27 protein-coding genes are annotated in these 25,172 nt (G+C 45.0%); 26 read left to right on the top strand and 1 reads right to left on the bottom strand.

The annotated features are described in order from the left end of the window. The 10 genes from ACMXYO_RS13530 to ACMXYO_RS13485 all read left to right on the top strand — a co-directional run bounded on the left by ACMXYO_RS13530 (position 1) and on the right by ACMXYO_RS13485 (position 10,947). Positions 1-1,323, top strand: a complete 1,323-nt coding sequence (locus ACMXYO_RS13530; protein ID WP_415885613.1) for an N-acetylmuramoyl-L-alanine amidase — start codon at positions 1-3, stop codon at positions 1,321-1,323. Between the two features lie 26 nt (positions 1,324-1,349). Next, positions 1,350-3,224 (top strand): DNA mismatch repair endonuclease MutL, encoded by a 1,875-nt coding sequence (gene mutL, locus ACMXYO_RS13525; RefSeq protein WP_415885612.1) that lies wholly within the window; start codon positions 1,350-1,352, stop codon positions 3,222-3,224. A gap of 37 nt (positions 3,225-3,261) precedes the next feature. Further along, on the top strand, positions 3,262-4,167 hold the full coding sequence (gene miaA / locus ACMXYO_RS13520; RefSeq protein WP_415888105.1) for a tRNA (adenosine(37)-N6)-dimethylallyltransferase MiaA: 906 nt from the start codon (positions 3,262-3,264) through the stop codon (positions 4,165-4,167). 125 nt (positions 4,168-4,292) lie between these two features. Then, the gene (hfq, locus tag ACMXYO_RS13515) at positions 4,293-4,535 is read left to right on the top strand and encodes an RNA chaperone Hfq (protein WP_007022969.1); all 243 of its coding nucleotides are present in this window, start codon (positions 4,293-4,295) and stop codon (positions 4,533-4,535) included. 6 nt (positions 4,536-4,541) lie between these two features. Then, positions 4,542-5,846, top strand: a complete 1,305-nt coding sequence (gene hflX, locus ACMXYO_RS13510) for a ribosome rescue GTPase HflX (RefSeq protein ID WP_415885611.1) — start codon at positions 4,542-4,544, stop codon at positions 5,844-5,846. 133 nt (positions 5,847-5,979) lie between these two features. Further along, positions 5,980-7,179, top strand: coding sequence for an FtsH protease activity modulator HflK (gene hflK / locus ACMXYO_RS13505; RefSeq protein ID WP_415885610.1), 1,200 nt, complete (start codon positions 5,980-5,982; stop codon positions 7,177-7,179). Further along, the gene (gene hflC / locus ACMXYO_RS13500; RefSeq protein WP_415882229.1) at positions 7,179-8,051 is read left to right on the top strand and encodes a protease modulator HflC; all 873 of its coding nucleotides are present in this window, start codon (positions 7,179-7,181) and stop codon (positions 8,049-8,051) included. Before hflK ends, hflC begins: the two co-directional genes overlap by 1 nt. 132 nt (positions 8,052-8,183) lie before the next feature. Further along, entirely contained in the window at positions 8,184-8,381 is a 198-nt protein-coding gene (locus ACMXYO_RS13495; protein WP_415882228.1) for a DUF2065 domain-containing protein, read from the top strand. 51 nt (positions 8,382-8,432) lie between these two features. After that, positions 8,433-9,608 carry an ATP phosphoribosyltransferase regulatory subunit gene (locus ACMXYO_RS13490; protein ID WP_415885608.1) on the top strand — a complete coding sequence of 392 codons (1,176 nt, stop codon included), beginning with the start codon at positions 8,433-8,435 and terminating at the stop codon, positions 9,606-9,608. Between the two features lie 43 nt (positions 9,609-9,651). Next, positions 9,652-10,947: an adenylosuccinate synthase gene (locus tag ACMXYO_RS13485; protein WP_415885606.1), complete on the top strand. Its 1,296-nt coding sequence runs from the start codon at positions 9,652-9,654 to the stop codon at positions 10,945-10,947. A 92-nt stretch (positions 10,948-11,039) separates the two neighbouring features. Here the strand turns inward: ACMXYO_RS13485 and ACMXYO_RS13480 are convergent, their stop codons facing one another. Next, positions 11,040-11,852, bottom strand: a complete 813-nt coding sequence (locus ACMXYO_RS13480) for an inositol monophosphatase family protein (protein ID WP_415885605.1) — start codon at positions 11,850-11,852, stop codon at positions 11,040-11,042. A 137-nt stretch (positions 11,853-11,989) separates the two neighbouring features. Between ACMXYO_RS13480 and trmJ the strand changes: the two genes are divergently transcribed. From trmJ to bamB, 16 genes are all read left to right on the top strand, one after another. Next, positions 11,990-12,736 (top strand): tRNA (cytosine(32)/uridine(32)-2'-O)-methyltransferase TrmJ, encoded by a 747-nt coding sequence (gene trmJ, locus ACMXYO_RS13475; protein ID WP_415885604.1) that lies wholly within the window; start codon positions 11,990-11,992, stop codon positions 12,734-12,736. A 151-nt stretch (positions 12,737-12,887) separates the two neighbouring features. Next, on the top strand, positions 12,888-13,385 hold the full coding sequence (gene iscR, locus ACMXYO_RS13470) for a Fe-S cluster assembly transcriptional regulator IscR (RefSeq protein ID WP_415885603.1): 498 nt from the start codon (positions 12,888-12,890) through the stop codon (positions 13,383-13,385). Positions 13,386-13,404: 19 nt separating this feature from the next. After that, positions 13,405-14,619, top strand: coding sequence for an IscS subfamily cysteine desulfurase (locus tag ACMXYO_RS13465; RefSeq protein ID WP_415885602.1), 1,215 nt, complete (start codon positions 13,405-13,407; stop codon positions 14,617-14,619). Between the two features lie 29 nt (positions 14,620-14,648). Continuing rightward, on the top strand, positions 14,649-15,032 hold the full coding sequence (gene iscU / locus ACMXYO_RS13460) for a Fe-S cluster assembly scaffold IscU (RefSeq protein WP_415885601.1): 384 nt from the start codon (positions 14,649-14,651) through the stop codon (positions 15,030-15,032). Positions 15,033-15,066: 34 nt separating this feature from the next. Then, positions 15,067-15,393, top strand: coding sequence for an iron-sulfur cluster assembly protein IscA (gene iscA, locus ACMXYO_RS13455; RefSeq protein WP_415882221.1), 327 nt, complete (start codon positions 15,067-15,069; stop codon positions 15,391-15,393). Positions 15,394-15,410: 17 nt separating this feature from the next. Further along, positions 15,411-15,938: a Fe-S protein assembly co-chaperone HscB gene (gene hscB, locus ACMXYO_RS13450; RefSeq protein ID WP_415885600.1), complete on the top strand. Its 528-nt coding sequence runs from the start codon at positions 15,411-15,413 to the stop codon at positions 15,936-15,938. Positions 15,939-15,947: 9 nt separating this feature from the next. After that, the gene (gene hscA, locus ACMXYO_RS13445; RefSeq protein WP_415885599.1) at positions 15,948-17,825 is read left to right on the top strand and encodes a Fe-S protein assembly chaperone HscA; all 1,878 of its coding nucleotides are present in this window, start codon (positions 15,948-15,950) and stop codon (positions 17,823-17,825) included. Then, positions 17,825-18,163, top strand: coding sequence for an ISC system 2Fe-2S type ferredoxin (gene fdx / locus ACMXYO_RS13440; RefSeq protein WP_415882218.1), 339 nt, complete (start codon positions 17,825-17,827; stop codon positions 18,161-18,163). Before hscA ends, fdx begins: the two co-directional genes overlap by 1 nt. A gap of 10 nt (positions 18,164-18,173) precedes the next feature. Next, positions 18,174-18,374, top strand: a complete 201-nt coding sequence (gene iscX, locus ACMXYO_RS13435) for a Fe-S cluster assembly protein IscX (protein WP_415882217.1) — start codon at positions 18,174-18,176, stop codon at positions 18,372-18,374. 239 nt (positions 18,375-18,613) lie between these two features. Next, positions 18,614-19,021 (top strand): nucleoside-diphosphate kinase, encoded by a 408-nt coding sequence (ndk, locus tag ACMXYO_RS13430; RefSeq protein ID WP_415885598.1) that lies wholly within the window; start codon positions 18,614-18,616, stop codon positions 19,019-19,021. A gap of 78 nt (positions 19,022-19,099) precedes the next feature. Then, on the top strand, positions 19,100-20,233 hold the full coding sequence (gene rlmN / locus ACMXYO_RS13425; protein WP_415885597.1) for a 23S rRNA (adenine(2503)-C(2))-methyltransferase RlmN: 1,134 nt from the start codon (positions 19,100-19,102) through the stop codon (positions 20,231-20,233). A 12-nt stretch (positions 20,234-20,245) separates the two neighbouring features. Next, positions 20,246-21,013 (top strand): type IV pilus biogenesis/stability protein PilW, encoded by a 768-nt coding sequence (pilW, locus tag ACMXYO_RS13420; protein WP_415885596.1) that lies wholly within the window; start codon positions 20,246-20,248, stop codon positions 21,011-21,013. Further along, positions 21,010-21,990, top strand: a complete 981-nt coding sequence (locus ACMXYO_RS13415; protein WP_415885595.1) for a RodZ domain-containing protein — start codon at positions 21,010-21,012, stop codon at positions 21,988-21,990. The genes pilW and ACMXYO_RS13415 overlap by 4 nt, the downstream gene beginning before the upstream one ends. Positions 21,991-22,037: 47 nt before the next feature. Then, complete coding sequence (gene hisS / locus ACMXYO_RS13410) at positions 22,038-23,273, top strand: histidine--tRNA ligase (RefSeq protein WP_415888104.1); 1,236 nt, start codon at positions 22,038-22,040, stop codon at positions 23,271-23,273. 53 nt (positions 23,274-23,326) lie between these two features. Beyond that, positions 23,327-23,986, top strand: a complete 660-nt coding sequence (locus ACMXYO_RS13405; protein ID WP_415885594.1) for a YfgM family protein — start codon at positions 23,327-23,329, stop codon at positions 23,984-23,986. Then, a complete protein-coding gene (gene bamB, locus ACMXYO_RS13400; protein WP_415885593.1) occupies positions 23,987-25,138 on the top strand; it encodes an outer membrane protein assembly factor BamB in 1,152 nt (383 codons plus the stop codon). Positions 25,139-25,172: the final 34 nt, after the last annotated feature.

The raw sequence follows: 25,172 nt of genomic DNA, 5'->3' as shown, positions 1-25,172 counted from the left end.
ATGAGCGCTTTCCGGCATGCTTTTGCTGGATTATTAGGTTGTTTGATTTTTATCTGTAGCGCGATCACTCATGCTGCGGATGTTAAAAATGTGCGTATCTGGTTAGCGCCGGATCATGCTCGTCTCGTATTTGATATGAGCGGTCCTGCATCTCACAAAGTATTTACCCTCGATAAGCCTGACCGAATCGTGCTTGATATTGAAAAGGCATCCTTAAAAGTTGGGCTGGATAAGCTTGGTTTAGATAAAAGCCCGGTCAAAAAGATTCGTTCTGGTAAAAACGGTCAAACCCTCCGGCTAGTATTGGATCTCAAAAGGGCGGTTCGTCCCAAGAGCTTTGAATTAAAGCCCAATCAAAAATACGGTCACCGACTCGTCTTAGATCTTTACGAAAAGTCTTCGCTCAAAACAGTTAATAAAACGGCCAAACCCAAAGCAGTAGCGGGTCGCGATATTGTGATCGCTATCGACGCTGGTCATGGCGGTGATGATCCAGGGGCCATTGGGCCTGGTGGAGTTCGAGAGAAAGATGTTGTACTTGCGATTGCTAAAGAGCTAAAACGACGTTTAGACGCCACCCCTGGTTATAAAGGCAAGCTAACACGTACGAGTGATTACTATGTAAGTTTGCGCGGTCGAACGAAAGCTGCCCGTAAGCATAATGCCGATCTCTTTGTCTCTATACACGCGGATGCCTTCAAAGATGCACGTGCTCGAGGCGCTTCAGTCTGGGTTCTATCGTCCCGTGGTGCAAGTAGCGAAATGGGTCGTTGGTTGGCGCGTAAAGAAAATAGTACCGACCTTATTGGTGGTGTAGGTAGCGTTAGCTTAGATGATAAAGATAATGTTTTGGCGAGCGTATTGCTCGATATGTCGATGACCGCGAGTCGTGAAGACAGCCGTTCTATCGCCAAGCAGATCCATGGCAATATAAAGCGCTTCGCCAAAATGCATAAACCCCATGTAGAGCAGGCGGGGTTTGTTGTCTTGAAATCGCCTGATATCCCATCGATTCTGGTTGAAACAGGATTTATTTCCAACCCCGGCGAAGCAGCGAAGTTAAAAACTAAAAGCTATCAGAAAAAGATGGCGGGGGCTGTCTTTAAAGGGATTACTCAACACTTTGAGCGTAAACCGCCTGCGCTAACGTATATCGCGCAGCGTAGAGAAAAAGATAATCGTACATACAAAGTGGTTCGTGGTGATACGCTATCGGTGATTGCTTCTCGCAACGGTGTATCACTATCCTCATTGCGCAAAGAGAACAACTTGAAAAATGATCGAATTAAGATCGGTCAGGTTTTACGTATTCCAACCAGCTAGCCTCAGCTAAATCCAAAGGTAGATTAATGTCACGTATACAGCTTTTATCGCCGCGTTTGGCCAACCAAATTGCGGCGGGTGAAGTAGTTGAGCGCCCAGCTTCTGTTATCAAAGAGATTCTTGAAAATAGTTTGGACGCCGGAGCAGATAAAATCGACGTCGATGTTGAGCAGGGCGGCGTAAAGCTAATGCGTATCCGTGATAATGGCTTTGGCATTGAAAAAGATGATCTTTCTCTCGCGCTTAGTCGACATGCCACTTCAAAAATCAAAGTGCTAGAAGATCTAGAGGCAGTTGGTAGTTTAGGGTTTCGTGGTGAGGCGCTAGCCAGTATCAGCTCGGTATCACGTTTAACCTTGACCTCTAGACAGGCTGAGCAAAATAACGCTTGGCAGGTGCAAACGGAAGGGCGGGATATGGAGGCTCAACTTGAGCCTGCTGCCCATCCACAAGGCACAACGGTTGAAGTAAAAGATCTATTTTTTAATACCCCAGCGCGTCGGAAATTTCTAAAAACGGAAAAAACTGAATTTCGCCATCTTGATGAGGTGGTAAAGCGCCTTGCATTAAGCCGCTTTGATGTTGCCTTTCAGTTGCGCCATAACGGCAAGGTTATCCATCAGCTTCGACAAGCGGATAGTGAATTAGAACAGGAACGTCGTGTTGCCAGTATCTGTGGTTCAGCGTTTATTGATAACGCTTTAAAAGCAGATGTAGTTGCCGAAGCATCGGGTCTACGTTTATGGGGTTGGGTTGGATTGCCTACTTTCTCTCGTAGTCAGGCTGATCTGCAGTACTTCTTTGTAAATGGTCGAATGATTCGAGATAAAGTGGTTACGCACGCTGTAAGACAGGCTTATGCAGATGTCCTTTACCACGGTCGCCATCCAGCTTATGTGCTGTATCTTGAGCTTGATCCAGCATTGGTTGATGTTAACGTGCATCCGACTAAGCATGAGGTACGCTTCCGCGAGAGTCGTTTAGTTCATGATTTCTTATTCCGGACTTTGCACCGTCTGATTGCGGATATGCGCCCGCAAGATCAAATACCGGAAGGCTCTGCGCCTGCAGTTGCTGAGTTACAGACTCAACAACAGCCAGTACAACAGAATTTCGAACAAAATCGCATGGCGTTTAGATCTGGAGTTAATAGTTCAGGTGGCAATGGTTACTCTGCACCTGCTTATCAGCCAACTTCAACGCCCTCAGGTCCTCAGATTCAAGAGCAGATCAGTGGCTATGCAGCGCTTTACCCTCAACCTGCAACAACAGTCGATTCTGGTGTGTCTGCTGAATCTGAGGTAGAGCATGAGCAATGCCCGCCAATGGGGTACGCGATCGCTCAGTTACATGGGGTGTACATTCTTGCTCAAAATGACCAAGGCTTGATTGTAGTAGATATGCATGCAGCCCATGAACGTATCGTCTATGAGCGCATGAAGCAGTCTTTTGAACAGGATGTTGTGCGTTCTCAACCGCTCCTAGTGCCTATGAGCCTTGCGGTAAGTCAGCGGGAAGCGGATTGTGCTGATGAGCAGGCAAATACGTTTAAGCGCTTAGGCTTTGAGTTAGCGCGCATGGGGGAAGAGACGATCGTTGTTCGCCAAGTGCCGGTTTCCTTGGCTAAAGGTAATATTGAGCAACTGATCCGTGATGTGCTTTCAGATATGTTGGTATATGGCGAAAGTAAGCGTATAGAGCAACATATCAATGAATTGTTGGGGACCATGGCGTGTCATGGCGCGGTTAGAGCAAATCGCCAATTAACTTTGCCAGAGATGAATGCCTTGTTAAGGGATATGGAGCAAACCGAGCGCAGTGGTCAGTGTAACCATGGTCGACCAACTTGGAGCCAGATGACTATGGCTGATCTTGATAAATTATTTATGCGTGGCCAGTAGGAGCAATTTAGTGAGTAATCTACCCGTCGTTTTTTTAATGGGGCCTACTGCGTCTGGTAAAACTGATCTCGCGATGAAGCTTTACGATCATATGCCTTGCGAGATCGTTAGTGTTGATTCAGCGATGATCTACAAAGGCATGGATATAGGCACAGCGAAGCCTGATCACGAAATGCTGGCTAGATATCCGCATCGCCTGATTGATATTTGTGACCCTTCCGAAGCCTATTCGGCTGCAGAATTTCGTACGGATGCGCTCAAGCAGATTGAGGAAATTCGGTCAGCGGGCAAAGTGCCAATTTTGACCGGTGGAACTATGCTCTATTTCCATGCGTTGAAAAATGGCTTAGCGAATCTGCCGGAGGCTGATGCAGCGGTTCGTGAAAGACTGCTACAGGAGGCTGAAGCTGAAGGTTGGGCTGCTATGCATGCTCGATTGGCTGAAGTAGACCCTGAATCAGCTAAGCGACTAAACCCTAATGATGCTCAGAGACTTCAGCGTGCCCTAGAGGTATATGAAATTACTGGGCGTTCTATGACGGATCTGTGGGCCGAGCAGGAAAAGCAAAAGCCCGATTTTCCTATTGTCTCTTTGGCAGTGATGCCGCAAGACCGCTCTGAACTGCATGATCGCATTGCTCGTCGTTTTGATATCATGCTTGAACAAGGTTTTGTTGATGAAGTAAGAGCGCTTTGGGATCGAGGTGATTTAGACCTGCAAATGCCATCAGTGCGCTGTGTTGGTTATCGTCAAGTATGGGAATATTTTGCCGGAACTTGGGACTATGACACGATGAAATTTAAAGGTGTTGTAGCTACAAGACAGCTGGCAAAAAGGCAGGTTACGTGGCTAAGAAGTTGGGAAAACCTCAACTGGATTGACACTCACGACACAAATCTCTTGCAGAATGCCTTGAAATTCATTGAAGGTAGCATTATATAATGTCAGGCTAGACAGTAAAAAGCTGTAAAATAAGGCGTTTAAGCGGCAAAAGCAGTAAATTAAAGAGCCGTGAGCCATACTATAACGAAAAAATTATAAAATTTTCCTCGGGAAGGAGTTTGCAAATGTCAAAAGGGCAATCATTACAAGACCCTTATTTGAATGCGCTACGTAAAGAGCGTATTCCAGTGTCTATTTTCTTAGTTAATGGTATTAAGCTTCAGGGCCAGATCGAGTCTTTCGATCAGTTTGTTATCCTGCTTAAAAATACTGTTAGTCAGATGGTTTATAAACATGCCATCTCAACTGTAGTTCCTGCACGCCCAGTTAAACTGCCTGCAGCTGACGAAGCAAAAGCAGAGGACTAATAATCATTGTTCTTTGAACGTCCTAAAAGTGGCGAACGTGCCATTTTGATTCATATGAATCTGGCCGCTGAGGCCGACCAAGAAAGTCCTAAAGAGCTCGAAGAACTAGCCCTATCTGCAGGTGCAGACCCAGTCGAATTTCTGACTGGGTCTCTTTCTCATCCTAATCCGAAGTTTTTTATTGGTCAGGGAAAGCTAGACGAATTGCGCGAGCTGGTTAATCTACATAATGCGCAACTGGTGATCTTTAACCATGCTTTAAGTCCCGCTCAAGAGCGTAATATCGAACGAGAAATACAAAGTAGGGTGCTTGACCGTACAGGCCTTATTTTGGATATCTTCGCTCAGCGTGCGCGAACCCATGAAGGTAAACTTCAGGTTGAACTAGCTCAGCTTGATCATATGTCTACCCGTCTTGTGCGTGGTTGGACTCACCTTGAGCGTCAAAAAGGTGGTATCGGTCTACGTGGACCGGGTGAAACTCAGCTAGAAACAGACCGTCGATTACTTCGTGCTCGGATGAAGTCTATCCACAAGCGCTTAGAGAAGGTTCGCAAGCAGCGTGAGCAAGGTAGGCGTTCGCGTAAGCGCGCTGAAGTGCCCACTTTATCGTTGGTGGGTTATACCAACGCAGGTAAATCAACGCTGTTCAACTCGCTGACGACTTCTGAGGTTTATGCAGCAGATCAGTTGTTCGCAACACTAGATCCAACTTTGCGGCGGATTGAAGTCGAAGATATCGGTCAGGCGATTCTGGCAGATACTGTAGGTTTTATTCGTCATCTTCCACATAAGCTCGTGGAAGCGTTTCGTGCGACTCTGCAAGAAACCATAGAGGCGACTTTGTTGCTTCATGTGATTGATGCTCATGATGATGACCGTCATGACCATGTTGCTGAGGTGGAAAGTGTGCTGGCTGAAATTGGTGCGGATGAAGTGCCAGTTTTGGAGGTGTATAACAAAATTGATCTGATTGAAGGGCGTAAGCCTCGTATCGATCGTGATGAAGATGGTAAGCCTAGTCGTGTATGGTTGTCCGCAGTCACGGGAGAAGGGCACGATCTACTCTTTCAGGCGGTCAATGAGCTACTTGCAGATGATGTATTTCATGATAACGTGTGCTTGGAGCCGCAAGAAGGTCAGTTTAGAGCTAAATTATATGAGAGCGGTGCCGTACTTTCGGAACAAGTAGATGAAAAAGGATCTATTATTTTGGAAGTGCGTATACAGAAAAAAGACATGCTGCAGCTGCTGAGTCGGTTGGGAATGGAACGTGATCGTTGTTTTCCTGTCGAAGTTAATCCTTGGTAAGGACTTAGCCTGTCGAGTAAAAAGTTTCAAAACCTCGATTTTAGTTAATTGAGGGGTAATATCTGGCGAATAATGTTTTTCGCTGATATATGTTTTAATCTACCTAACATGTTGTTTTTATACGGAGTGACGTATGGCTTGGAATGAGCCTGGTGGTAACGGTGATAATAAGGACCCTTGGGGTGGCGGTAATAACAATAACCGCGGGGGTAATAAAGGTGGTGGTGATCAGGGGCCTCCTGATCTAGATGAAGCGCTGCGTAAACTGCAGGATAAATTGAACGGCATTTTTGGTGGCGGTCAAAAGTCCAGTGGTCACGGCGGTGATGGTGGCGGTTCGTCTTCGGCTTCCGGTGCTGGTTTCTTCTGGGTGGTGATTCTTATTGCTGCGTTGGCTTGGGCTGGTATGGGCTTTTATACGGTCGACCAACAAGAGCGTGGTGTTGTATTAAGGCTTGGTAAGTTCAGCGAGACCGTAGGTCCAGGTCTGCAGTGGAATCCACCTATGATCGATGTGGTCGAGATTGTTAATACAACTCGTCTACGTACTCGTGATCATCGTGCTCTAATGCTGACCAAAGATGAGAATATCGTCGATATTGAAATGACGGTTCAGTATTTGCTCTCTGATGCCAAAGGTTTTGTGCTGACTGTGCGTGACCCTGAATCAAGTCTATCACATGCAGCTGAGTCTGCTTTGCGTCATGTGGTTGGTTCGACTGATATGCACTCTATTCTGACGCAAGGTCGTGAAACCTTGTCGGTTCAAGTGCAAGATCGTCTTCAGAGCTATATGAGTCAGTATGGTACGGGACTTCAGATTTCGAAGGTGAACATCAAAGACGCAAAAGCACCCAACCAAGTGCAAGATGCATTCGATGATGTGATCAAGGCGCGAGAGGATGAGGTTCGTGTTAAAAACCAGGCGGAATCTTATGCCAATGGCATTATACCTGAAGCACGTGGTCAAGCTCAGCGTATGCTTGAAGAAGCGAGCGCATACCAAGAGCAAGTTATTGCTCGTTCAGAGGGTGATGCGAAACGTTTTACTGCTTTGTTAACAGAGTATGTAAAAGCGCCTGAAGTAACGCGTGAGCGTCTATACCTAGACACTATGCAGGAAGTTCTTTCTCAGAACCCTAAAGTGCTAGTTGATGTTAAAGGTGGTAATAACATGATGTACTTGCCGCTGGATAAGATTATGCAAAATCGCCCAGTGACAGGTGATAATAATCGCTCAGTGCGACTAGATAGTCAGAGCCTGCGTGAAGTGACTGATCAAGTGGTTGATCAGCTACGTCAGCGTCAAGGTAGTCGTCGGGAGGGTCGATAATGCAGTCTAAATCACTATTTTTCATAATTATTTTTGCTGTGTTGGTGCTGGTTGGTCAGAGCTCTCTTTACATCGTAAAAGAAACTGAACGTGCAGTGTTACTTAAGTTTGGTGAGGTGTCTGATGCCGATGTAGGTCCAGGTCTTCACTTTAAAATTCCAATTGTAAACAAAGTGCGTAAGTTCGATTCACGTATTTTGACGTTGGATGCGCGCCCCCAGGCTTACCTTACACTTGAGAAGAAACGTCTTATCGTAGACTCTTTTGTGAAATGGCGTGTTAAAGATGTGCAAAAGTACTACACAGCAACTTCGGGTGATGAGTTTAACGCGGCAAACCTTCTTTCGCAGCGTGTTGATGCGGCATTGCGTAACCAGTTTGGCGCACGTACGGTGACTGAAGTGGTATCAGGTGAGCGTGAAGAATTGATGCGTAAGCTAATCAGCGAGATCAGCCCAGTAGCTATAGATAAGCTGGGTGTTGAGGTTGTTGATGTTCGTGTAAAACGAATCGATCTTCCTCAAGAAGTATCTGAGTCTGTATATGATCGTATGCGTACAGAGCGTGAGCGTGAAGCACGTGAGCTTCGTTCTCGTGGTAAAGAGCTAGCAGAAGGTATCCGAGCTGATGCTGATCGTCAGAAGACGGTTATTGTGGCAGAGGCTTATCGAGAATCCGAAGAGATTCGTGGTGAAGGTGATGCCGTAGCAGCTAAAAACTATGCTGAAGCATACTCTGCAAACCCAGAATTTTACTCTTTCTACCGTAGTTTGCGGGCTTACCGTGAATCTTTCGGTCAGAGTGGTGATGTTTTGGTGCTAAAACCAGATAGTGACTTCTTTAAGTATTTAGGAGCATCAAAAGCCGAGTAATATCGGCTGGCGTAAAAATGTACAAAAAAACGGATCAGGGGAAGGCATTCCTCTGATTCCGTGGTAGAATAGCAAAACCGGGTTAAAGCCCGGTTTTTTTGTGGCAATTGGATTGTATAGGCTGAAGTAAGCATGTCATCCGAACTACTGCATTCACTCGCTGTTGGTTTTTGCTTGATGCTGATTTTGGAAGGGGTTATTCCTTTTCTTTATCCGCAGCGCTGGCGTAATTTGGTTCAGCAGCTTTCGTTGATCAGTGATCGGTCACTACGCCTTATAGGCTTGGTAAGTATGCTGTTGGGTCTGGTTGCGCTTTATATAGTGAATTAAAGCCGAGTCGCTACTGTTCGGCGTGTTGTTTTATAAGATACGGAGTACCACATGGCATTGGCAGATCGTTGGCTGCTACCGGAAGGTGTACAAGAATTACTTCCACCGCAGGCTCGTCGCGTTGAGGTTTTGCGCAGACGTTTATTGGATCTGTATGAGTATTGGGGCTATGAGCAGGTTATGCCTCCTGTAATGGAGCATTTAGAATCTTTGCTTACAGGTGTAGGTCATGATCTTGATCTGAATACTGTAAAAGTCACTGATCAAATTAGTGGTCATACCTTAGGCTTCCGAGCTGATATAACGCCTCAGGTCGCACGTATTGACGCGCATCGTCTACGTGAATCTGGTGCTACTCGTCTTTGTTACTGTGGTTCAGTTGTGCATGCATTGCCAACTCAGCCTCTAGCTTCTCGTAACCCTTTGCAGTTGGGTGCCGAGCTCTATGGTCATTCAGGTATTGAGAGTGATGTAGAAGTGATCTCTCTGATGGTTGAAACCATGCATGCAGCGGGAGTAGATCGTGATCTTAGTATCGATCTAGGTCATGTTGGCGTGTTCTCTGGTTTGATGGAGATGATCGAGCTATCTGCTGACGACAAAGAGCAGTATCTAGATATTCTGCAGCGTAAGGCACTACCAGAACTTCAGTTGTTCGTTGAACAGCTGGATCTAGACGTTACAAGTAAATCTTTCTTGGCAGCGTTGCCATCACTGAACGGTGGTAGCGATGTTTTAGCTCGAGCGCGTGAGCTGTTCGCGACTGCGCCAGCGCAAGTGCTTGAAGCTATCGATTATTTGCAGCAGTTAGCAGAGCGTATTGCTTTGCGTTTCCCGCAGTTAGACCAGTATTTTGATCTGAGTGAGTTGCGTGGATACAACTACCACACAGGCGTGGTATTTGCTGCTTATACGCCTGAATTTGGTCAGGCTATCGCAAAAGGTGGTCGCTACGATGAGATCGGTCGAGATTTCGGTCGTGCGCGTCCAGCTACGGGCTTTAGTGCTGATCTTAAAACGTTGGTTGAGCTTTCTTCTGTTGTTCTTGATGAAAAGCAGATTGTATTAGCGCCAGCGGAAGAGAGCGCAGAACTATTGGCTAAAGTAAGTCAGCTGCGTTCTGAAGGTGTAAAAGTTATCTATGCGTTACCGGGCGCTGAACCGGCAAAAGAGTGTACTGCTGAGCTAGTACAACGTGATGGAGAATGGGTCGTTAGCGGCCTGTGATCAGTAAAAATTTTTATTCTTAAGTAATCTCAAGTAGGCAACAATGGGCAAAAACGTAGTTGTTCTGGGTACCCAGTGGGGTGATGAAGGTAAAGGCAAGATCGTAGATCTGCTTACGGATCAGGCTTCTGCAGTGGCGCGCTTTCAGGGCGGTCACAATGCGGGTCACACGCTGGTTATTGATGGCGAAAAAACAGTTTTGCACCTGATTCCTTCAGGTATTTTGCGCGATAATGTCGTGTGCATGATTGGTAACGGTGTAGTGCTTTCTCCAGAAGCATTGCTGAAAGAGATTAAAGGTTTGGAAGAGGCGGATGTGCCAGTACGCGAACGTTTGCGTTTGAGCCCTTCTTGCCCACTTATCTTGCCATACCATATTGCTATGGACCAAGCGCGTGAAGTTGCGCGTGGTAAAGCTAAGATTGGTACTACAGGCCGTGGTATCGGTCCTGCTTATGAAGATAAAGTGGCTCGCCGCGGTCTTCGTTTGGCTGATCTTCTAGATAAAGAGCGCTTTGCAGAAAAACTTAAAGAAGTTATCGAATACTATAACTTCCAGTTGGTTGAGTATTACAAAGTTGATGCTGTTGATTACCAAACAGTTCTAGACGAAGCATTGGCTATGGGTGAAGAACTTGCGCCAATGGTTGCTGATGTGACTTCAATGCTTCATGATCTGCGTAAGCAGGGCAAGAACATCATGTTTGAAGGCGCTCAGGGTTCATTGCTAGATATCGACCACGGTACTTACCCTTACGTAACTTCTTCAAACACAACTGCTGGTGGTACATCTACGGGTAGTGGTTTTGGTCCTCTGTACCTAGATTACATTCTGGGTATCACTAAAGCGTATACAACGCGTGTAGGTGGTGGTCCTTTCCCAACAGAACTTCATTGTGAAGTGGGCGAAGGTTTGGCTGAGCGTGGTCATGAGTTCGGTTCTACTACAGGTCGTGCGCGTCGTTGTGGTTGGTTTGACGCTGTTGCAGTTAAGCATGCTATCCAGATCAACTCTATCTCAGGCTTGTGCTTAACTAAGCTAGACGTACTTGATGGTATGGAAGAGATTCGTATCTGTGTAGGTTATAAAGACTCTGCAGGTAATGTGGTTGATTCTTTGAGCGGTAGCGAAGACTACGAAGCAGTAACGCCTGTATACGAGACTATGTCTGGTTGGGCTGGCTCTACTGTTGGTGCTAAGTCTATGGATGAACTACCTGCTGAAGCAGTGGCGTACATCAAGCGTTTGGAAGAGTTGGTTGAAGCGCCTGTGGATATCGTTTCTACTGGTCCAGACCGTATCGAGACTATCGTATTGCGTAACCCTTACGAAGCGTAAGGGTTGTGCTAATGAAAAAAACCGGCTGATGCCGGTTTTTTTGTGCATAAAAAAGCCATCCAGTGGATGGCTTTTTAGTATAGCTTTTTCGCTTATTTTAAATCTTCAGTTAGGGAAGATTGTAGGCCCTTTAAGATGGCTTTAAACATCTTGGGGTTGCCAGCAATTAGGCTGCCGCTTTGGCGGAAATCGTTTCCACCCATAAAGTCACCCACAAGGCCGCCTGCTTCTTGTACTAATAATAGGCCGGCTTCCATTTCCCAAGGATTAAGGCCGATTTGGTAGAAGCCATCAATGCGACCAGCTGCTGTGTATGCAAGGTTTAATGCTGGAGAGCCACCGTTATAGATAGTACCGCCAGTCAGTGTCATGTCACGGAATATGTTTAGGTAAGCTTCTAGGTGTGCTTTATCGCTAGGCCGATTGAAGAAGCCTGTACCAATCAAAGATCCTTCGACTGTTTTATGATTGCTAACACGTAGGCGTTTGCCGTTTAGCTGTGCTCCATCACCGCGGCTTGCAGTGAACTCTTCACCTGTAATTGGATTAAGGATTAGAGCGTGCTCTGTACGGCCATTTTGTTGGCCTGCCATGCTAATTGCAAAAACTGGCAAACCATTGGAAAAGTTGGAGATGCTGTCGATAGGGTTAATCGTCCAGCAGAATTCAGGTCCTTCGCTCAGAGGTGCGTGTTCGCCTGTGTATTCACCCACGATTTTGTGATTTGGATAAGCTTTTTGAATAGTATGAACAATGCTTAGCTCTGCTTTTTCGCATGTGTCGCTTAGAAGCTTAGCCACATCAGATTGTTCGGATTTAACCAAATCCAGACGCTCTACAGCGCGGACGATCTGCTCGCCTGCAACGCGTGCCGCGCGCAGTGCAATATTAACCATGGGTTGCATTTGTTAGGAACCTGAAGAATATTCGGGAAAATTAAAAAAGTATTATACCTGAGGATAGGGGATGCTGTGAATAAGTGGCTCAATTGTTTGCAGCTCTGTTAGAATACGCGCCTTCATTTATTGTGGTGGCAAGGTCTATGTCTGCAAATATTCGCATTGTTCTCGTTAATACAACTCATCCAGGTAATATTGGTGGAGTGGCGAGGGCTATGAAAAATATGGCTTTGGGAGAGTTGCATCTAGTAGCGCCTAAAAAGTTTCCTCATGTGAATGCGGATTCAAGAGCGGCAGGGGCCACTGATTTGCTTGAGGGTGCTGTCATTCATGACACGCTTGAAGAAGCGATTGCAGATTGCCAGATCGTAGTTGGAACCAGTGCTAGGGGGCGTCATATTCCTTGGCCGGTGGTTGATCCGCGCGAGTTAGCGGCGATTGTTCAGCCAATTGCAGAGGATAAGAAAATTGCGATTGTTTTTGGTCGTGAAGATCGTGGCTTGACCAATGAAGAGCTACACCTCTGTCAGTATCACGTACATATACCTTCAAATCCTGATTTTAGTTCATTGAATCTTGCGGCAGCAGTGCAGGTGATTTCCTATGAATTACGCATGGCTTCTATTTATGCCCAAGAGAATGAACAGCATAAGCCGCAATGGGGAACGGATTGGGATATCGAGCTTGCTGATAGTGCTGATCTTGAGCGTTTGTTCAAGCATCTAGAGGAGACGCTTGTTGATATCGATTTCTTAGACCCTGAAAACCCTCGTCAATTAATGCCAAGACTGCGGAGACTGTATCTACGGGCTATGCCGGATAAAGTAGAAGTTAACGTATTGAGAGGGATTTTGACGGCTACACAAAAGAATTCTAATGCTAAAGATTGATCCTTAAGCGTTCGGTTGTGAATATTTCGTGTTAGAATTCGCGCGATAAAGAATATAAAGACCTACAATAATGGTAGGGTATTTAGTTGACCTTTTTAGTCGGGTATTGCATAATGCCGCGCAAATGCTATTGCGCGTGAAGGCGGGAATTATGCGATTAACAACTAAAGGGCGATATGCCGTTACAGCGATGCTGGATCTGGCTCTTCATGAAGGTAAAGGGCCGATTAGTTTGGCTGATATCTCTGAAAGACAGGGCATTTCATTGTCATACCTAGAACAGCTTTTTGCTAAGCTGCGTCGCAACGAACTAGTACGTAGTGTTCGTGGGCCTGGTGGTGGTTATCAACTAAATCGTGAGCAAGCAGGCATCAACGTTGCACAAGTGATTGATGCTGTGAATGAATCAGTAGATGCAACTGGATGTAATCGCCAAGGTGACTGTCAGGGCGGGGAAACGTGCCTTACCCATCACCTTTGGTGCGACTTGAGCGACCAAATTCACGCTTTCTTAAGTGGAATTACGTTGGCTGACCTAGTTGTAAGAAAAGATGTTCAGGTTACATCTGAGCGTCAGGACCGAATCCAGATGGACCAGGTTTTGATTGGCGCGGAGAACTTGAACTGCAGTGAAAAAGCGATCGTTTAAACTCGCTTGGAGAGAATGAATGAAAACACCGATTTATCTGGATTATTCTGCAACTACCCCAGTTGATCCTAGGGTTGCTGAAAAAATGACTGAATGCCTTACAATGGATGGCAATTTTGGTAATCCAGCTTCACGCTCACATCTCTTCGGCTGGAAGGCGGAAGAAGCGGTTGAATCTGCTCGCCGTCAGGTTGCTGATCTTATTAACGCTGACCCACGTGAGATCGTTTGGACTTCAGGTGCAACTGAGTCTAATAACTTAGCTATTAAAGGTGCTGCTCATTTCTATCAGAAGAAAGGTAAGCACATCATTACGTCCAAAATTGAACATAAAGCCGTTTTGGATACTTGCCGTCAATTAGAGCGCGAAGGTTTCGAAATTACTTACCTAACGCCAAACTCTGATGGTTTGATTGAGCCGCAAGCAGTAGCTGAAGCGATTCGTGAAGATACTATCGTTATCTCGCTAATGCATGTTAACAACGAAGTAGGCACGATCACTGATATCGAAGCGATTGGTGAGCTTACTCGTTCTAAAGGTATTATCTTCCACGTTGATGCTGCTCAGAGTGCGGGCAAAATTGAGATTGATTTAGGTAAAGCTAAGGTTGATCTATTATCTATCTCTGCACACAAGATGTACGGTCCTAAGGGTATTGGTGCTCTATTTGTTCGTCGTAAGCCTCGTGTACGCCTAGAAGCTCAGATTCATGGTGGCGGCCATGAGCGTGGTATGCGTTCGGGTACTCTACCAACTCATCAGATTGTAGGTATGGGTGAGGCAGCTCGTATATGTAAAGAAGAGCTTGCGAAAGATACTGCGCATATCATCGCGTTACGTGATCGCTTCTTGGCAGGAATGGGTGAAATGGAAGAGGTTTACCTAAATGGTTCTAAAGAGCAGCGTATACCAGGTAACCTAAATATCAGTTTTGCTTTTGTGGAAGGTGAATCTTTGTTGATGTCGCTAAAAGATTTAGCGGTCTCATCTGGTTCGGCTTGTACATCTGCTAGCTTAGAGCCTTCTTATGTACTACGTGCATTAGGTTTGAATGATGAGCTAGCACACAGTTCTATTCGTTTCTCATTTGGTCGTTTTACTACTGAAGAAGAAGTGGATTATGCAGCTGCTCAAATTCAAGATGCAGTTAGCAAATTGCGTGAGCTCTCACCTCTGTGGGATATGTTTAAAGACGGTGTCGATCTGAGCAAGGTTGAGTGGGTACATCACTGATCTGGCACTAAGACTATTTGGAGGTCGTCATGGCTTATAGTGAGAAAGTTATTGATCATTACGAGAACCCTCGTAATGTCGGCAAAATGAATGATAAAGATGGTAACGTTGGTACAGGTATGGTTGGAGCGCCTGCTTGTGGTGATGTTATGCGTCTGCAGATTAAGGTAAGTGATGAAGGCATTATTGAAGATGCTAAATTCAAAACTTACGGTTGCGGTTCTGCAATTGCATCAAGCTCGCTAGTAACTGAGTGGGTTAAAGGCATGTCTCTTGAAGAGGCGGCTGAGCTTAAAAATACAGCTATCGCTGAAGAACTAGCGTTACCACCAGTGAAAATTCACTGTTCAGTATTGGCTGAAGATGCAATTAAAGCTGCTGTTGCAGACTACAAAGAAAAACAAGACAAATAAGACTCGACTTATTTGTTGGGAGAGCTAGACGTTTATGGCAATTACCATGACTGATGCTGCAGCAGATCATGTTGCGCGCTACCTAGAGAAACGCGGCCACGGCGAAGGTATTCGCTTGGGTGTGCGTACTTCAGGTTGTTCCGGTATGGCTTATGTTCTTGAATTCGTTGATGAAGTAAATTCTGAAGATGAAATTTTCAAGGGCCCGCAAGACGTTAAGATTGTGATAGATCCAAAGAGTCTATTGTATCTTGATGGTACTGAGCTGGATTTTGTTAAAGAGGGACTTAATGAAGGGTTTAAGTTTAATAACCCTAATGTCTCTAGCGAATGTGGTTGCGGCGAAAGCTTTAACGTCTAATTCTTCTTGGCAGAACGATGGATATCAATAAGAATTATTTTGATTTTATCGGCCTGCCGATATCATTTCATGTAGATCAGGCAGTCTTGTCTGATCTATCCCGTGAACTGCAAAAAACACTTCACCCAGATCGCTATGCGCACAAATCTGAGCGCGAACAACGCTTAGCTGTTCAGTATATGGCGCATCTAAATGAAGTGGTTGCTACATTGCGCTCACCTTTGCTACGTGCTCAATATCTGCTGTCATTGCAGGGCATTGATACAATTAGTGAGTCCTCTACTGCTATTGATCCCATGTTTTTGATGCAGCAGATGGAGCTTCGCGAGCAGCTGGAAGAGATTCCAGATCAGGACGATCCATTTGATGAGCTTGAGTCTCTGCAGGACGATGTAACTGAGTCGTTGGAACAGTTACGGGAACAGTTTGCACAGTGTTATCAGTCAGAGCAGTTAGATACTGCTGCTGTCATTGTGCGCAAAATGCAATTTTTAGAAAAACTGATAGTCGAGATCGAGCGTCTTGAAGATCGGTTGGATGGCTGACGCAAATATATGGCGCTATTACAGATAGCAGAACCGGGGCAGAGTGAAGCTCCACATCAGCACAAGTTGGCTGTAGGTATTGATTTAGGTACGACCAACTCTCTAGTGGCATCGGTAAAGAGTGGTGAAGCGGTTACTTTACCTGATCTTGATGGTGAGCACTTATTACCTTCCGTTGTGCGTTATCTTCCTTGTGGTAACTCTCAGGTAGGCCGAGAGGCTCGATCGCATGCATCCGAAGATCCATACAACACCATTATTTCTGCAAAGCGTCTTATGGGGCGTGGTGTTGCTGATGTTAAAGCGCTAGGTGATGAGGCTCCTTATCACTTTGAGGCTGAAGGTGGGGGCATGCCTTATATTCGCACGGCTGCAGGTAATAAAAGTCCTGTTCAAGTTTCGGCAGATATCCTAAGCAGTTTGGTCGAGCGTGCTGAAGAAGCACTGGGTGGTGAGTTGGTTGGTGCGGTTATTACAGTTCCGGCTTACTTTGATGATGCTCAGCGCCAAGCTACAAAAGACGCCGCTAAAATTGCCAATATCAAAGTACTTCGTTTGCTTAATGAGCCGACTGCAGCTGCAGTAGCTTATGGCTTGGATGAAGGTAAAGAAGGTGTTATTGCTGTCTATGATCTCGGCGGTGGTACTTTTGATATCTCGATTTTGCGTCTGAATAAAGGTGTTTTTGAAGTATTGTCTACTGGCGGTGATAGTGCTTTAGGTGGTGATGATCTTGATTTAGCGCTGGCGCAGTGGTTTACGGAGCGGCTTCAGCTTGAGCAAATCGATAGTCATGCGTCTCGTTACCTGACAGAGAAAGCTAAAGAAACTAAAGAGCTTCTAACAGATAAGTCTCAAGTTAGCGTTGTTTTAGAACTAAGTTCTGAGTGTCATGAACTGGTTGTTACGCGCGAAGATTTTGATTCTCTAATCGAGCCATTAGTAAAACGTACAACTCGTGCTTGTCGCCGTGCTTTGAAGGATGCAGGTGTTGCAGCAGATGAAGTGCTTGAAGTAGTTATGGTGGGTGGTTCGACTCGTGTACCCCTAGTGCGTGAACAGGTTCAGAAATTCTTTGGTCGTGAGCCTCATATCAATATCGATCCGGATCGTGTTGTTGCTATCGGAGCTTCAATTCAGGCTGATGTGCTAGCTGGTAATAAGCCAGATAGTGATATGTTGTTGCTGGATGTGATTCCGCTATCGTTGGGTCTTGAAACGATGGGTGGCCTCACTGAAAAAGTTATTCACAGGAATACTTCAATCCCAGTCGCGCGTGCGCAAGAATTCACTACTTACCAAGATGGCCAAACGGCTATGGCGATTCATGTTGTTCAAGGTGAGCGTGAATTGGTTCAAGATTGTCGCTCGCTTGCGCGTTTTGTCTTGCGAGGAATCCCTCCGATGGCGGCGGGTGCGGCTAAAATTCGCGTGACATTCCAGGTTGATGCTGATGGTTTGCTCGGTGTTGAAGCGAAAGAGCTAACCTCAGGTGTGGAAAGTAGTATTCAGGTAAAACCTTCTTATGGTCTTGGTGATAGTGAAATTGCCGAGATGCTGAAATCATCTTATCTCAATGCGGCGGAAGATAAAGATGCGCGTGCATTGAGAGAGCAGCAGGTGGAAGCTGATCGATTGATAGTGTCTTTGAAAGATGCGCTAGCTGCAGATGGTGACAAGTTACTGAGTGAAGGTGAACGATCTCAGTTAGAAAATGAAATAGAAACTCTGGTAAATATACGCCAGGGTAGTGATGTAAGTGCGATTGAGCAGGGGATCTCTGCTTTATCAAAAGCATCTGATGAATATGCCGCACGCCGTATGGATTATAATATTCAACAGGCGCTGCAGGGGCATAGTGTTGATGAACTTGGGGAGAGTGAGTAATGCCGCAGATTATTTTTCTGCCACATGATGAGTTATGTCCAGAGGGTAAAGTGATCGAAGCTGAACCTGGCGTAACGGTTTGCGATGCGGCGCTTGCGAATGGCATCCATATTGAGCATGCGTGCGAAAAGTCTTGCGCGTGTACTACCTGTCACGTTGTTGTGCGTGAAGGCTTTGATTCTATGGAAGAATCCGATGAGCTTGAAGATGATATGCTTGATAAGGCTTGGGGTTTAGAGCCTGAGTCTCGTTTAAGCTGTCAGGCTGTAGTTGCTGAAGAAGATTTGGTTGTTGAAATTCCAAAGTACACAATTAACCAAGTGTCAGAGCGACACTGAGGAGCTGGTTGTGAGTCTTAGATGGACAGATGTTCTAGATATCGCTATTGAGTTATCTGAAAAGTATCCAGATCAGGACCCAATGGTAATTAGCTTCCCGGATCTGTATCAGAAAGTTATGGATCTAGAAGAATTTGATGATGATCCAGATCGTTGTGGCGAGAAAATTCTGGAAGGGATTCAAATGGCTTGGATAGAGGAAATGGATTAATTCCATTTGTCCTTTAAAACAAACCCGGCTTGCCGGGTTTGTTTGGTTATGGAGGCTAATATTAGCTACTGTCTTCTGTCATAAGAGTGGCGTATAATTGCGCGCTGATTTCGAGGGGCTATCTAAAAGCCTATTTTCAGCTATCTAAGTTTATGCATGATTTCTGTTTAATTGTGCTTAGATATTGTTGTGCTGGTTTTTAGATATTTCTTTTTATTTTAATTTTGGGAGTTAAAACAATGGCTCTAGAACGTACGTTCTCTATCATCAAGCCTGATGCTGTTGCTAAAAATGTAATCGGTAAAATCGTTTCTCGTTTCGAGTCTAACGGCCTTAAAATCGTTGAGATGAAACTAAAACAGCTTTCTAAAGAAGAAGCTGAAGGTTTCTACGCTGAGCACAAAGAGCGTCCATTCTTTGGTGATCTAGTTGAATTCATGACTTCTGGTCCTGTAGTTGTTCAGGTTCTAGAAGGCGAAAATGCAATCGCTCTAAACCGTGAACTTATGGGCGCAACTAACCCACAAGAAGCAGCTGAAGGCACTATCCGTCGTGATTTTGCACAGTCTATCGACGCTAACGCTGTACACGGTTCTGACTCTCCAGCTTCTGCTGAGCGCGAAATCGCATACTTCTTCGGTAAGTAATTGCCGTTTGGGCTGTCTGTAATCTAGACTTTTTATAGGCAGCCTGCCTTTGTTACAAAATATGAGTACCTGTCATCCATGACTGAATCCACTAAAAAAGTTAATTTACTCGGTTTGTCCCCTGCAAAGATGGAAGCTTTCTTTGAGGAAATCGGAGAGAAGAAATTCCGTGCAACCCAAGTGCTGAAATGGATTCATCAGCTAGGTGCATCTGATTTTGAAGAGATGACAAATATCAGCAAATCTTTGCGCCAAAAATTGGCGGAGGTTGCTGAAATTCGTGAGCCTGAAGTCATCATGGAAAAGACTTCTAAAGATGGAACCCGTAAGTGGGTTATCCGCACGGATGGTGGTTCAAGTGTTGAGGCCGTACTTATACCTGATGGTGAGCGCAAAACTCTTTGTGTTTCCTCGCAAGTAGGCTGTTCTCTTGATTGCAGTTTCTGCTCCACCGGTAAGCAAGGTTTTAACAGTAATCTGACAGCGGCAGAGATTATCGGACAGCTTCGGATTGCGATTCGCTCTTATGGTGATTACAACACAACCTCTCAACGAGTGGTGTCCAATGTTGTAATGATGGGTATGGGCGAGCCCTTGATGAATTTTGAAAATGTTGTCGATGCGATGACATTGATGATGGAAGATAATGCTTATTGTCTTTCTAAGCGTCGAGTAACGTTATCAACAGCAGGTGTTGTTCCAGCTATTGATAAGTTAAAAGACGTAACGGATGTTTCTTTGGCTGTGTCCCTTCATGCGCCAAATGATGATCTGCGAGATATTTTGGTTCCGATTAACCGCCGTTATCCAATCAAAGAATTAGTGGCTGCGTGTAACCGTTACCTTGAAAACTTAAATGATAAGCGTGTTATCACTGTTGAATATACTTTGATAAACGGTGTGAATGATAAGCCAGAACATGCAAAGCAGTTATTAAAAATTCTGCGTAAGATGCCATCTAAGCTAAACCTGATTCCATTTAATCCATTCCCAAATTCGGGTTATGAGCGTCCATCAGAAGAAAGAATTCTGGCATTTAAAGAAGTAATCGTTCATGGTGGAATTGTAACGACAGTACGACGTACACGTGGTGATGAGATCGATGCAGCCTGCGGGCAGTTAGTGGGGCAAGTAGCAGATAAGACCCGACGCAGTCAAAAATATATTCCTGTTGTCCAAGAAGAACAGCAGGTGTCGCAAAATACGCAATAAGAGGGATAGCGCGTGAGAGGAATCAAACTGGTACTCGCTTTTTTTATGGTGCTAGTCATTGCAGGGTGTGCAACAAAAGGCTCCTCAACTAATAGTGAAAAAAATCAGGCTCATGAAGCTTATACTCGCTTAGGGTTTCAATACCTTCAATCAGGCGATACTTCAAATGCGAAAACTTCTTTTCAAAGAGCTATCGAAATACAGTCAAGTTATGCTGAAGCTCATAATGGCATAGCATTGGCGTTCCAAATTGAAGGTGATGATGCTTTAGCAGAAAAATATTTTCGTAGAGCAGCGGCACTTGAGCCTTCATCCGCAATGATGCACAATAATTTTGGCGCGTTTTTGTTTGCAAAAGGGCGTTACGAAGAGGCGTGTAAAGCCTTAGCGCGAGCGACAGAAGATCCTTTTTATAATCGTCGCTCCCAAGCATTTGAAAATTTAGGTCGTTGTTATCGGCATCTAAATCGAGAAGATGCGGCTAAGCATGCTTTCCAGCGTGCTCTTCAGGTGACGGCTAATAGACCGGTGTCTATGGTTGAGTTGTCTGAAATATTGCTTGCTGAAGGTAACTATCCAGAAGCGGATAAGCAGTTTCAAAAATTCTTAGCACTTGTTGAAAGCCGTAGAGTTGAACATTACGCTAAAAGCCTTTGGGTTGGTATTCGTTTAGCAAGAGAAGAACGTAATGCATCCAGAGCAGCAACATACGCTTTGATATTGAAGAATTTATTTCCTGAATCTAAAGAGTATCAGGAATATAAGGAGTCCACTCGTTGAGCACAGAACAGCAAGAATGTTTGCCTGAAGTATTGGCAGAAGAGTGGGGTGCACGTTTAACCACAGCGCGTGAAAATCTATCCTTAAGCATTGAGCAGGTGGCGACAGATCTGAATTTGCCTGCATACTATATCGATCAATTAGAAGCTTGTAGTTTAGAAGGCTTACCAAGCCTAGTTTTTGCTAAAGGCTATATTCGTGCATATGCAAAACTACTTCACCTAGATGATGATCAGCTTGTTTCTGAGTTTGAAACGATTCATGGTGAAGGAGGTAAAGGCCAAATTCGTCCAGTCAGTCGCGTTCGCCAGCAAGTTGAAATGAATCACCCCGTGATGAAAGTCTCAACCTGGATAATCGTAGCTGCTTTAATGGGATTGGTCGTTTGGTGGTGGCAGACCCAGCATGGTGGATCTTTAGATTTAGCTGTTACTGAAGAAAAAACCGCGCAAGTAGAGCCATTAGCTACACAGACAGAAGATGTGGTAGTAGCAATAGAAGGTGGTACAGCAAAGCTCGTATTGCCAAAGATAGATGACCAGCCTGTATCTGAATCACTTAAAGAAGTGTCTCCTGAGAGTCAGCCTGAAGCCGAACCTCAGTATCTGACTGATGTGGAGATAAAACAATTGCAAACGGCGATTGAGCAAAATGAAGCGCAAACACAAGAAACTGAAGCTGCGCCTGACTCAGAACCTGCTCCTGCGCCTTCTGTGGCTGATCTAAATGAAGTTGATTTTAGCGCTTCTTTTATTGCAGAGTGTTGGGTGACTATCAAAGATGCTAATGGCAAAACTCTGTTTAATAACTTAAGAGGTAAAGGGCAAAGTCTTAATGTGACGGGTAAGCCTCCATTGAATATTTTGATTGGGGCTGCAGATGCTGTATCAAGTGTTAGCTATAACGGTAAGGTGCTTAACCTAGATCCTCATACACGTAAGAATATTGTCCGCTTGACCCTTCCGGTGGCAGAATAATTTGAATTAAGGTTTTCGTTTTGGCCAAGATTAAAGCCATTCGCGGGATGAATGATATCCTGCCTGAACAGACGCCAGTATGGCAGTATCTAGAACAGACAGTTAAAGACGTTTTATCAGCATACGGATACAGTGAGATCCGTATGCCGGTTGTTGAACAGACAAATCTTTTTAAGCGTTCTATCGGTGAAGTTACTGATATCGTTGAGAAAGAGATGTACACCTTTGATGATCGTAATGGTGAGAGCTTGACCTTACGTCCAGAGGGAACTGCGAGCTGTGTTCGTGCAGCGGAAGAGCATGGTTTGCTATTCAACCAGATGCAGCGTTTTTGGTACCAAGGTCCGATGTTCCGTTATGAACGTCCTCAGAAAGGTCGTTATCGTCAGTTCCATCAAATTGGTGTAGAAACTTTTGGTATGGCGTCTTCTGACATTGACGCAGAAGTTATCATGCTAAGTGCGCGTCTATGGAAACGCCTAGGTCTTCTCGATTCAGTAACGCTCCAGTTAAATTCTCTAGGTAGTAATGAGGCAAGAGCGGAATACAAAGCTGCACTTGTAGAATACTTAGAGAAGAGAAAGGATCAGTTAGATGAAGACAGTCTGCGTCGTCTTGATTCCAATCCTCTACGTATTCTAGATAGTAAAGATCAGAATACACAGGCGTTACTTGATGAAGCCCCAGTGCTGACTGATTATCTTGATGAAGAGTCGAAAACGCACTTTGCTGAATTGACTGCAATGTTAGATGAGGCAGGTATCGCCTATGAGATTAATCCCCGTCTAGTGCGTGGTCTCGATTATTACTGCAAAACAGTTTTTGAGTGGGTGACTGAGAAATTAGGTGCTCAAGGAACAGTATGTGCAGGTGGTCGATATGATGGCTTGGTTAAACAGCTTGGTGGGCGTCCAACACCTGCAGTAGGTTTTGCAATGGGTGTTGAACGCCTGATTCTAATGTTGGAAACATTAGATCTGATTCCTGAGAGTGTGAAGCAGCCTTTTGATCTTTATGTGGCAGCTGAAGTGAAAGGTATTCAATCGCGAATCGTATTATTCGCAGATAAGTTACGTGATCAATTCCCAGGTCTAAGGGTTCGTATTCACTGCGGCGGTTTAAAAAATATCAGTCAAAAAGCACAGCAAACGGGTGCGCCTATTGTCCTGTTGCTTAAAGCAAACGATAATCAGCAGCTTTCTGGCACAATTTGGTATGATAAAGAGCCTTCATTCGATCTTAATGAAGATCAAGTTATCGATAAAATCAGCAGTGTAAGATAAGTCTGATTAGTAAAATTACGATCGTAAAAGTTTATTAGATACAGGAGTTAAAGGTGGCAGAGTTACGCACCGAAGAAGAGCAGGTCCAGGCACTTAAAAGCTGGTGGGATGAAAACGGCAAATCTCTGATTTTAGGTATTGCTGTAGCATTGGCTGCTGTATTGGGATGGAAAGGCTGGCAGGATCAACAAGCTGCTAAAGCTGAAAATGCATCTATCCTGTATCAAAACCTTCTAGAAGCAGTTGTAGGTGCGGTTGGGCCTCAACAAGATGAAGCGCAAATGGCGACCGCGGCTCACTTAAGTCAGGAGCTAAAAGATGACTATGAAGGCACTGCATATGCTAATTATGCAGCGCTAATTATGGCGCGTGTTGCTGCAGATAATAATGAGTTACCAAAAGCGCTAGCAGAGTTGGAGTGGTTGCTTAAAAACCAGCCAACAGAATCTATGTTTATTTTGGCTAACTTACGTAAAGCACGCATTCTTGCTGCTCAAGGTGAAGTAGATACAGCACTGACGCTTATTGGTAGTGTGCCAGTGGGTGGTTACAAAGTTGCAATTGAAGAACTGAAAGGTGATCTGTATTTGCAACAAGGTGATGCAGATAAAGCTCGTGCAGCATACAAAATTGCAGTTGCAGCGGCGGGTCAAGAAGGTTCTCGACCTATTCTGGAAATGAAACTTAATGACTTGGCATCTGAGGATAGCTAAATGAAGAGCCTTGTTCGTGTAACGGCTGTTGGTCTGTTAGCAGCTGTTGTAAGCGGTTGCGGTTTCTGGGGTGATGACGGGGAAGAGGTTCAACCGACGCCATTAGAGTCATTTCACGCAGAGAAAAAAGTATCTGTACTTTGGTCGACTTCTGCTGGCTCCGGTATGAAGGGGAAATACCATCAATTTAAACCAGCTATCGATCATGATGCTATTTTTGCAGCGGATGCAGATGGTTCTGTTATAGCCTTTGATTTAGAAACAGGTAAAAAACGCTGGACCGTTGAACTAGAGCAGTCGATTGTTGGTGGCGTAGGTGCTGGATTCGGTAAAGTGGCTGTTACTACTGAAGAGGGTGAGGTGATCGTTCTTGCTGCAGATAATGGTAATGAGCTATGGCGTGGTAAAGTTAGTTCGGAAGCAACATCAGCGACTCAGTTTAATGCCGAGCTAGCAGTTATTCAGCTGATCAACGGTAAAATCGTAGCGTTTGAGGCGAGTACTGGCGAAAAGCGTTGGGTTTACGATAGCCAAGTGCCAAGGCTTACTCTACGTGGTACAAGTACGCCAATCGTAGCTAGCGATGTGACTTTTGCTGGTTTGGCGAGTGGTAAGCTGGTTGCATTAGATAACCAAAAAGGTGTCCCTGTTTGGGGAAACCGTGTCGCGCTTCCGCAAGGCCGTTCTGAATTAGAACGTATGGTCGATATTGATGGTCGTCCATTGCTTGTTGATGGCGTGTTATACGTTACGAGTTATCAGGGACGTTTAGTAGCTATTAATCCATATAGAGCTCAGGTTGTATGGGCGCAGGATGTATCAAGCTACCGTTCAATGGCTGAAGGCTTTGGTAATATCTACGTAAGTGAAGCTGATGATTCTGTACAGGCCTTTGATAGAGGAAGTAGCGCTAGTGTATGGCGTCAAACTAAGCTTAAATATCGAAGCATCACTGCACCTGTTTCTTTAGGTTCTGAAATTGCAGTGGCTGATCGTCAAGGGTACATCCACTTCCTATCACAGATCGATGGCCGCTTTATTGCGCGTCATAAACTAGACTCATCAGGTGTCTATGGTGATATGGTCGTGAAAGATGATGTTCTTTACGTGTTGACTAATGGTGGTCGATTAGCTGCCCTAAGTTTGAAGTAATTAGATTATAAATTTTCAGGCGGCTATTTGCTGA

Source organism: Neptuniibacter sp. QD37_6, assembly GCF_047778085.1.
Classification (GTDB): domain Bacteria; phylum Pseudomonadota; class Gammaproteobacteria; order Pseudomonadales; family Balneatricaceae; genus Neptuniibacter.
Note: the sequence above shows the minus strand (reverse complement) of the source record. Positions and strands in the feature narration are given on the sequence as shown.